The following is a 10,286-nucleotide window of genomic DNA, read 5'->3' on the forward strand; positions in this document are numbered from 1 at the left end:
GTAAAAACAAAAAATAAAATGTAAATTGGTTTATACTGCGTTATAGAATATTAAACATGGTGCAAAAATTATTTGCTGAAAACTTATTAACTGCTGCCAACTCTTGACACCAAGGAGCTTGCAGCAGATTTAATGAATGCGTCAGTTTGTAGAAATATTGGGCTAAATAATACCTTCACAAGCATATTTAGCGATTTGTGATAAAAAGCCTATAATTCTCCAAAAAGCCCAACAATTACACTAGGTCAACTTGATTTTTTATTTATGGCTATAATGCTTATTTAGTAAGGAATTGAGCCTTAACACTACTTTCATATAACTAGCTTAATTATTAGCTAAAGTCTTAGTTTAGTTTCAGAATATGCCAACCCAAGTTGTTCAAGCTCAACCTTCAACAAATGCTCTTTTCGGTTTTCTTCAATTTTGGAAAGACGTAAAAGCAGTCGCCCAACCTTACTGGTATCCAAACGAGCCAGGAGATAGAGCATTCTCAGAAGTGATTCGCTCATGGGGGATGCTTATTCTCCTAATATTATTAATAATTGTCCTTGTTGGTGCAAATGTTTTTAATAGCTTTATTAATCGCTATTTGGCGGATATCATCATTCAAGAGAAGGAAATAGCTAAATTTTATGATGCTTTACTGCTTTATGGTTCAGCCCTAGCATTGGGAACTCTCTTAGCCGGGTTCTCCAGACTAGTGAGAAAAAAAATTGCTCTAGATTGGTATCAATGGCTGAATAATCAGATTTTATCAAAATATTTAAACAGTCGAGCTTATTATAAAATTAACTTTACATCTAATATTGATAATCCAGATCAACGTTTATCTCAAGAAATCGAACCCATTGCAAGTAATGCTTTAAGTTTTTCAGCTACTTTCCTGGAAAAAATCCTGGAGATGACAGCTTTTTTATTAGTTCTTTGGTCAATCTCTCAGTCTGTTGCACTGATTTTAGTTAGTTATACGGTTATAGGCAATTTTATTGCTGTCTACTTGACCCAAGAATTAAATAAAATTAATCGACAAGAACTCGAAGCGAAAGCTGACTACACCTATTGCCTAACTCATTTTCGCACTCATGCTGAATCAGTAGCTTTCTTTCAAGGAGAGAACCAAGAATTAAATATTATTAACCGCCGATTTAGCAATTTGATAAAAAATGCTAAACGCAAAATTGATTGGGAGAAGAACAATGAGATTTTTAATAGAGGTTATCAATCTGTAATTCAAATATTTCCATATATAGTATTTGGGCCTTTACAGATTAGAGGTGAAATGGAGTTTGGAGAAATTATCCAAGCGTCTGTATGTTGCTATTTTTTCGCTAATGCTTTGGGTGAGTTAATCAATGAATTTGGGAATTCTGGAAGATTTTCTAGCTATGTTGAACGGTTATCTGAATTTTCAGATGCGTTAGAAGAAGTAATTAGAGAACCAGAGAATGTCAGTACTATTAAAACAATAGAAGAAAACCAGATCGCTTTTGAGAATGTCACTTTACAAACGCCCAACTATGAACAGGTAATTGTTGAAGATTTGTCACTGTCTGTCAAAGCAGGAGAAGGTTTATTGATTGTTGGGCCAAGTGGCCGAGGTAAAAGTTCTCTACTGAGAGCGATCGCTGGTTTGTGGAATGCGGGGACTGGTCGTTTGGTGCGACCTCCATTAGAAGAAGTTTTATTTTTACCTCAACGTCCTTACATAATTTTAGGAACCTTGCGCGAACAGTTGCTTTATCCTACTACAAATAGTCACATTACTGACGCAGAACTTAAAAAAGTTTTGCAACAAGTCAACTTACAAAACTTGCTAAGTCGAGTCGATAACTTCGATACGGAAGTTCCTTGGGAGAACATACTATCGCTAGGAGAACAACAACGTCTGGCTTTCGCACGATTATTAGTTACTCATCCAAGGTTCACGATATTAGATGAAGCAACAAGTGCCTTAGATTTAAAAAATGAAGGAGGTTTATACCAACAGTTACAATCCACGAAAACAACGTTTATTAGTGTTGGGCATCGAGAAAGTCTATTTGATTATCATCAATGGGTTCTGGAACTTGTAGAAGATTCCAGTTGGAAACTTATGAGAGTACAAGATTACCGGGAGCAGAAAGGTCAAAAAGTAAATATTACTAAACCCACCGCAAATGTCCAAATAATAATAGATGATTCATCTCAAGATAAGTCCCTAAATGATTCAGAGAGCAGCACAACTAAAAAGCTCAGTCATAAGGAAATGAATGAATTAACCTACTATTCTGTTTCCACTATTAGAAGTAAGGCAAGCAAAGGGGAGTTTATCACTACTAGAGATGGCCTTACCTATGGATATGATAAAGACCCCAAAATATTGAAATGGGTGAGAGTTTAGCAGCTGGAGGTAATTTAGTTTTTTCCTATAAAAGGTAAAAGTAACAGTGTGATGTAGAAGATATTGTGAGATAGAAATATATCAATCAGCAAGAAATCATGTTGCTAATTACCAAAGTAGATGAATTATTCATCCGGTGGGATAAACCTAATTCCCCTGGCTGTGCTATTGCTGTTATTCAGAATGAGGAGATAATTTACCAACGGGGTTATGGGATGGCTAACTTGGAATACAACATTCCCATAACCTCTAATTCTGTCTTTGATATCGCTTCTAACTCCAAGCAATTTACAGCAATGTGTATTGTCTTACTAGCCAGACAAAAATTGCTTAACTTAGATGATGAATTACAAAAATATATTCCAGAAATTCCTCAATACAGTCACTCTATTACTATCCGCAATTTAATCGAACACACCAGTGGTTTGCGTGACTATTTACATTTAATGTTATTTGCTGGAATGAGGTTTGAAAATAAGTATTCAAACGAAGAAATTATTGCCTTAATTGCTCGACAACAAAGCTTAAATTTCGAGCCTGGAACTGAGCAATTATACTGTAATTCTAGCTATATTTTACTAGCAGAAATTGTGAGACGTGTCTCTGGCAAATCTTTACGTGTATTTGCCCAAGAACATATTTTTGCCCCGCTAGGAATGAAAAATACCCATTTTCACGATAACTTCAGAGAAATCGTGAAAAATAGAGCCGATGGATACGCTCCAAAAGATGGAGGGGGTTTCCAGATCGATATGTCTTTTCACGATTTCTGTGGAGACGGACAGCTTTATACAACTATTGAAGATTTACTACTTTGGGATCGAAATTTCTATCACAATATCTTAGGTGAATATGGACAAGATTTAATTGAAGAAGTAACTACTCCACGCAAACTCAATAATGGCGAAATCATATCAGGTGCATTTGGGTTGCGGATTGGCGATCGCGGCGGCTTAAAAACAATTAGTCATGGAGGTTCTTGGACGGGTTATCGGAGTGATTTTATTCGATTTCCCGAACGCCAGTTTTCTGTTATCTGTCTGGCTAATTTAAGTACGCTTAACCCGACTAAATTAGCTTTTCAAGTTGCTGATATATATTTAGAAAATGATTATATTGAAAATATCGCTAAACCTATTTCGCGTTCTATTAGCTCTATTAATTTACCTGTAGTGGAGCTACAGCTTAAAGCTGGATTTTATCATAACCCCACGACTGGAAGCATATTGGAGTTAGAGATAAAAAATGGAAAATTAATGGCTAAACTAGCGTGGATGTATTTTCAACTTATTCCAATTGACACCAATTATTTTCAATCTGCCGATAATCAAATTGACTATGATATTGAGTTTTCTGAAGATATTATTCGCCTGATAGGAAAATTAGATATTGGTAATGTTATTAAAACCTATACCTTTGAAAAAATACTAGATTCTCCAAAAGATATATTAGCCGATTATCCTGGTACTTATTATTCTGCTGAATTAGAGTATGACTTTAAAATAAATCTAGTAGATAATAAATTATATTATAAGAGCAAAGGCTATCCACCATCTCATCTCATAGTTGCTGGACAAAATCTTTTTCTGAGATATCTTATATATGTAGATAAGTTTGAATTGGTGCGAGATCGAGAAGGTCGAGTTATCGGTTTATATCGTTGTTGTGACAGGGTACGAAGAGTGTATTTTAGTAAACAGTAAATAATCAGGAGCAGTAAGAAGCCATTCTCAAAGCCATTTATGGAGAACGTAGTAAAAATGGAAGACTTAGTTGTTTATGTAGTGATGTTAGGCTTATTCGCACCAGAACAATTTTTCAGTAGACCGAAAAGTTTTGCGATCACTAAAAAATAGTACTTTATCCCTGTTGTTGCTACTCGTAGTGGTACAGCCACTCCTTCTTTGCTTCCTGAAGCCACTACTTGTTCTGATGATTCTGACTTGTTGACTGCTGCCTAATTTTATTCCTTGATTTTGGGGTGGTTTTTCGTCTTCTTTATACCCCCTGAACGCTTACCATTTTTTAAAGCTATATAGTATTGAAAATACTATATAGTTTAATCTTAATAAAGATTAACTAATTTTTGCTTAACTGTCTTAACTGTCCTTGCACATATATTTAATTGCTGATATATTTTTGATTGTCAAAATAATTTACCTCAAAAAAATACCATGTCTACAAACACAGCCAAAACAGTGGATGTTGGAGCATTACCATTCTTTGCGCGTTTTTTGGAAGAGCAAGCTACTGAAGGTGAAGGAACAGATGTTCCTTGGACTTACAAGTTTCCTTCAGACTTAGAAGATAAATAATTTAGTCCCTGCATCTGAAAGTACTTTTCTACTCAGAAAAATACCTTGTAGTTGGCTGAATCATAATTTCATAGAGTAGCAGTTATCAAATAACTGAAAGCTACTCTATAGAAACGCGATGGCACAGAGCACCCGCCGTAGGTGATCGCTCTCATATTACCTTTTCCATAAGATAGAGGTGATTACTTTTTATAGATACCTAAGTTTTTTAAATATTTTGGCTTCTAAAAAGCAATTTGTTTGCTAATACTTAATAGCTACCTCATGAAATTATCATAAAAAATATTTATGCATCTATCTCGTGATGTTATTTTATTAATCACCCACAGTGGTGATTTCTTCACAATAGATAGAGTGGCAGAAGCCTTATCAAAAAAAGGGGTGCAACCATTTCGTCTAGATACTGATAAATTTCCTCTAGAAGTGCAATTAACAGCACATTTTGATAAGTTTAAAAGCTACCACACTATAGAATGTAACAACCACTCTATTAGCACAGAGCAGGTGCAAGCTGTATGGATGCGTCGGATTTGGGAACCACAACTAAGTCAAGAATTAGCGCCAAAGTTCAGAGAAGCTTGCTTTAGAGAATCACTTGCAACTTTAGATGGTTTTTGGGACAGCCTAAAGGAGGCTACGTGGGTAGATAATTTAGAGCGGATAGATTATGCAAGTAACAAGTTGCGCCAACTACGGATTGCGTCTGAAGTAGGTTTTGTTATTCCCCAGACTCTTGTCACCAACAAAGCCCAAGCAGCACGAGAATTTTTTGAGCAAGTCAACGGCAAAATGGTCAGTAAGCTTTTAACTGCTCTTTCTCGCAGTATGGAAGCTAACTCTTCGTTTTTTCTGTACACCAGCATCGTCAAAGAAGAAGACTTAAAAGATGCCGAGTCACTGCGCTATTGCCCAATGGTTTTTCAAGAGCAAATTCCAAAGCAACAGGAATTACGAGTGGTGTATGTGAATGGTAATGTATTTGTGGGGGCGCTAAATGCAGATGTGTATGCAGCAGACAAAGTTGATTGGCGCAAACCTGGTGTTGAGGTTGGCGCATGGCAACATCACCAGCTTCCTGATGAAGTAGTTAGTCGTCTCAAAGCCTTTATGGGGAAATTTGGGCTGTTATTTGGAGCGTTAGATTTCATTGTCACACCATCAGGCGAATACGTCTTTTTGGAAATCAACCCTGTGGGGGAGTGGGGAATGCTAGAAAAGGATTTAGAGTTGCCTATTGCGAGTGCGATCGCAGATGCTCTTGTACCAATTCGTAATTCGTAATTAAGAAAGTCAATTACTGTAGGGTATCTTAGGCGCAACTCAATTATGACTGTATTAATAGTCACGTTTAGCAAAGATAACGAAAGCATTCCTCTAGTCATCAAAGAAATTGAGGCTAGAGGAGAAAAAGCATTTCGGTTTGATACAGACAGATATCCTACCGAAGTCAAGCTAGATATTTACTGGGGCGATACTGAACGCGTACTTATTACTGATGGCGAACAGAAGCTAGATTTGAGTGAAGTCTCCTCAGTTTGGTATCGGCGGATGCGCTACGGACAAAAAATCCCCGACTCAATGGACAAGCAATACAGAGATGCATCTATTAACGAATGTCGCGCCACAGTCAGGGGTATGATCGCCAGTCTTCAGGGATTTCACTTTGATAAAATGTCCAATGTAGATCGGGCTAATAATAAGCAACTACAATTGCAAGTTGCACGCAAAGTTGGTCTTGTAACTCCACGCACTCTGACTTCAAACAATCCAGAAGCAGTCAAGCAATTTGCTCAAGAGTGTAGCCAAGGTATAGTTACCAAGATGCTTTCTTCCTTTGCTATTTACGATCAGCAGGGGCGAGAAAACGTTGTATTTACCACTCCAGTTACAAGTGATGATCTGGAGAATATGGAAGGACTGCGTTTTTGTCCGATGACCTTTCAAGAAAATGTGCCCAAGGCGCTAGAGTTGCGGACAACGATTGTCGGACACCGCGTATTTACTGCCGCAGTAGATTCCCAAAGCTTAGAAGGATCTACTTATGACTGGCGCAAAGAGGGGAGAGCCTTAGTTAAAAATTGGCAACCCTACGACTTGCCAGAAGATATTGAGAAAAAACTGCTTAAACTGATGGCTTATTTTGGCTTAAACTATGGAGCAATTGATATTATTGTCACACCCGATGGTCGCCATGTATTCCTCGAAGTTAACCCAGTCGGGGAATTTTTTTGGCTGGAGATATATTCACCACACTATCCCATTTCGCAGGCGATCGCAGAAGTATTACTGACTAATAAAGATTAAGGTATTGAGCCTTATAGATTTTTAATGGGGAAGACCACTTTTAAATATTATGTTTGACGGTAGTAGTGAAGTGGTAGCTGGAAAATTAGAACAGTTGTTTGAACCTACTGATAAAGAAGCTCAAAGTTTTTATTATCGCTTTCAAACATTGTTAGATAGTGAACTAGAAGAAATAGATAATACCAAACTCCAAAATACTCGTCAGCTACAAGCTATAGCCCATCGACTAATATCTAACAAAAGTCAACAAATCGATGAACTGTGTAGTTTTTTGTTGAGCTAAATCAGATTTCTTATATCTTGCACCAACTAACTGGTGCAAGATGTAAGATTTTTAATTTCTTCCCAAAAGAAATTAGTAATGACTCTCTTAGTCATGTTTTCACTTTATAAGGATTGTAGGTAAGTACAATGGATGAACTCGTCAAAAAAATTTCTGGTTTAGGCCTTCCTGGCATACTTTTCGTGATCGCAACGGGTGCATCAGGGGGTAATGTCGCTGCCGTTGTCGCTATGCTTTCAACGCTGGGCGGGCCTTTCGGTCTCTTAGGAGGTTTAGGCTTGCTTGGGCTGACAGCCATTCTAGGGGAATATATAGCGGGATTTGGAATTGAAAACATTCTCAAGCTTGTCTATACAGAACGTAGCAAAACTGAATCTGTCAGATTTCTTCTCAAAGAAATTCAAGAATTGCCCATTTCAGATGAGTTAAAACTCAAACTGAAACATCATATTAGCCCAGTAGTCGTTACTGAACCTGACCAAGGCCCTTTTCCGAGAACAGTTGAAATTGTTGATGAGGAACCATTGACCTAGTGCATTCGATTTGATCCCCCCTAGCTCATGTCGCTAACCTGCCTTAACGCTGACAGCGTTAAAGCAGGCTCCCCTTTAAAAAGGAGGAATTTAGGGGGATCTACAAATCTCGAATACAACACCATAAAACTTTTCAGATATTCTCTAAAAGAAAAAATGGTCTCTGAGTCTAACTTGATTTTCAAAGGCCATTTCAAAATTCCTAGTGTAATTAGTAAGGTCTACATTTTTAGAATATGCAAACTCCATCTGTGCGTGAGCAAAATACAACAAATCCTTTTTCAGCCTTAATTCAATTTTGGCAGGATGTGAAAGTAGTTGCCGGGCCTTATTGGTATCCAACAAAAGCAGAAGGAAGAGCATTTTCAGATGTGATTCGCTCATGGGTAATGCTCATTCTCTTAGTATTATTAATAGTCATAATTGTAGGTGCAAATGCTGCAAATAGTTACTGGAATCGTTATGTAATTGATATCGTTATTGAACAAAGAGACATTGATAAATATAATAGTACTTTATGGCTGTCCAGTTTCATTATTGTTGGGATGGTTTTGTTAGTAACTCTTTTGAGATATGTCAAAAAAAAAGTAATTCTTGATTGGTATAAATGGCTCAATCTTCATATTTTAGAAAAATATTTAAGCAATCAAGCTTATTATAAAATCAATTTTAAATCTGATATAGATAATCCAGACCAACGCTTATCCCAAGAAATAGAACCCATTACTAGTATTGGCTTGAGATTCTCTTCTTCTTTACTAGAAAAATCTTTAGAAATGGGAAGCGCTTTGATAATTATATGGATAGTTTCTTCACAAATCGCACTTTATTTAGTTATTTATACAATTGTAGGTAATTTAATAGCTGTTTACTTGAATCAAGGAATAAATAAAGTTAACCAAGAAGAACTTGTATTTAAAGCAGATTTTGCATATTGCTTAACTCATGTTCGTAATCACGCTGAATCAATCGCTTTTTTTCAGGGAGAAGATGAAGAATTCAATATAATTAAGCGCCGATTTAATAATGTTTTAATCACTGCTGAACGCAGGTTGAATTTAGAGAGGGGACAAGACGCTTTTGGTAGAGCATATCAGTCTGCCATTAGCGTATTCTCGATGTTTATTCTTACACCTTTATTTCTTCAGGATCAAATTGATTATGGACAAATAAACCAAGCTAGTTTTGCTTGCTTTATGTTTTCTAATGCTCTAGGAGAACTAATATCAGAATTTGGGATTTCTGGACGATTTTCTAGCTATGTAAAGCGTTTAGCAGAGTTTTCAGATGCACTACAGGCTGCTAGTAAACAACCAGAGAACGTCAGTACTATTCAAATTCTAGAAGAAGAACGTTTAGCTTTTGAGAATGTCACTTTACAAACACCAAATTATGAACAGGTGATTGTTGAAAATTTGTCATTTACTGTTGGGCCAGGCGAAGGGTTATTGATTGTTGGGCCAAGTGGTAGGGGTAAAAGTTCTTTATTGAGAGCGATCGCAGGTTTGTGGAATGCGGGAACTGGTCGTCTAGTGCGTCCTCCCTTAAAAGAAGTATTATTCTTACCCCAGCGCCCTTATATCATTTTAGGGTCTTTGCGCGAACAGTTGCTCTATCCTCACACAGACAGGAAAATGAGCGATCGCGAACTTGAACACATTTTGCAACAAGTTAACCTGCAACACTTACTTACCCGCGTCGATGGCCTTGATACAGAAGTTCCTTGGGAAAATATATTGTCGTTAGGAGAACAACAACGCCTCGCTTTTGCACGGCTATTAATTACACATCCTAGTTTCACCATCTTAGATGAAGCAACGAGTGCTTTAGATTTAAATAACGAAGGTAATCTATATCAACAGTTACAATCAACGAAAACAACTTTTATCAGCGTTGGTCATAGAGAAAGCTTATTTAATTATCATCAATGGGTGTTAGAACTTTCACAAGAATCTAATTGGCAACTTGTTTCTATGCCAGATTATCAATTGCAAAAAGGAATTATTAAACCAGTTGAAAAGGAGCAAATTAAAATAAATATTTACCCGAAAAATGAACTTAAAATAAAGCTAGAATCAGCAGTAAGTTCTACAATTATAGGACTTTCTCATAAAGAGCTTCAGACATTAACAGACTATTCTGTTACTACGATCAGAAGCAAGGCTAGTCAAGAAAAGTCTGTGACTACTAAGGATGGTGTAACCTACCGCTATAACAAAAACCCAGAGGTATTAAAATGGGTAAGAGTTTATTGACACTCGCCGCTCTAAAGAGACGGGGATTCTTGAATCTAAGACATAACTTGCTCATGCAGGTTTTCACCAACATGAGTAGCGGTTTCATCTCCCCAAGCGTTGCTTGCGTCTAGCGCAAAAGTTCCCGTATGCCCTACGGTACTCAATCCTCGACTAAGGATAATTCTAGCTGCGTTTTCATCTCTATCCATTAAACAGCCACATGAACATACGTGC

Annotated in this window: 8 protein-coding genes and 1 pseudogene; 8 read left to right on the plus strand and 1 reads right to left on the minus strand. The window is 37.0% G+C overall.

Annotation, left to right across the window (positions count from 1 at the left end; translation table 11 throughout):
• The first annotated feature begins 361 nt into the window (after window positions 1-361).
• The 8 genes from A4S05_RS34220 (at window position 362) to A4S05_RS34250 (ending at window position 10,070) form a co-directional block, all read left to right on the plus strand.
• Window positions 362-2,380, plus strand: coding sequence for an ABC transporter ATP-binding protein/permease (locus A4S05_RS34220; RefSeq protein WP_069074217.1), 2,019 nt, complete (start codon window positions 362-364; stop codon window positions 2,378-2,380).
• 98 nt (window positions 2,381-2,478) lie between these two features.
• Window positions 2,479-4,083, plus strand: coding sequence for a serine hydrolase domain-containing protein (locus tag A4S05_RS34225; RefSeq protein WP_069074218.1), 1,605 nt, complete (start codon window positions 2,479-2,481; stop codon window positions 4,081-4,083).
• Between the two features lie 471 nt (window positions 4,084-4,554).
• Window positions 4,555-4,695, plus strand: coding sequence for a microviridin/marinostatin family tricyclic proteinase inhibitor (locus A4S05_RS39675; RefSeq protein ID WP_084227369.1), 141 nt, complete (start codon window positions 4,555-4,557; stop codon window positions 4,693-4,695).
• Window positions 4,696-4,983: 288 nt separating this feature from the next.
• Entirely contained in the window at window positions 4,984-5,976 is a 993-nt protein-coding gene (locus A4S05_RS34230; RefSeq protein WP_069074219.1) for an MvdC family ATP-grasp ribosomal peptide maturase, read from the plus strand.
• Window positions 5,977-6,021: 45 nt separating this feature from the next.
• Window positions 6,022-6,999, plus strand: a complete 978-nt coding sequence (locus A4S05_RS34235) for an MvdD family ATP-grasp ribosomal peptide maturase (RefSeq protein ID WP_069074220.1) — start codon at window positions 6,022-6,024, stop codon at window positions 6,997-6,999.
• Window positions 7,000-7,048: 49 nt separating this feature from the next.
• Window positions 7,049-7,282: a patatin-like phospholipase domain-containing protein gene (locus A4S05_RS34240; protein ID WP_069074221.1), complete on the plus strand. Its 234-nt coding sequence runs from the start codon at window positions 7,049-7,051 to the stop codon at window positions 7,280-7,282.
• 128 nt (window positions 7,283-7,410) lie between these two features.
• A complete protein-coding gene (locus A4S05_RS34245; protein ID WP_069074222.1) occupies window positions 7,411-7,815 on the plus strand; it encodes a hypothetical protein in 405 nt (134 codons plus the stop codon).
• A 236-nt stretch (window positions 7,816-8,051) separates the two neighbouring features.
• Window positions 8,052-10,070, plus strand: coding sequence for an ABC transporter ATP-binding protein/permease (locus A4S05_RS34250; protein WP_069074223.1), 2,019 nt, complete (start codon window positions 8,052-8,054; stop codon window positions 10,068-10,070).
• Between the two features lie 35 nt (window positions 10,071-10,105).
• On the opposite strand, the pseudogene A4S05_RS39680 reads toward A4S05_RS34250, so the two are convergent.
• Window positions 10,106-10,286: pseudogene (locus A4S05_RS39680) on the minus strand (RNA-guided endonuclease TnpB family protein); the annotation flags it as partial.

This window comes from Nostoc sp. KVJ20 (assembly GCF_001712795.1).
GTDB lineage: Bacteria > Cyanobacteriota > Cyanobacteriia > Cyanobacteriales > Nostocaceae > Nostoc.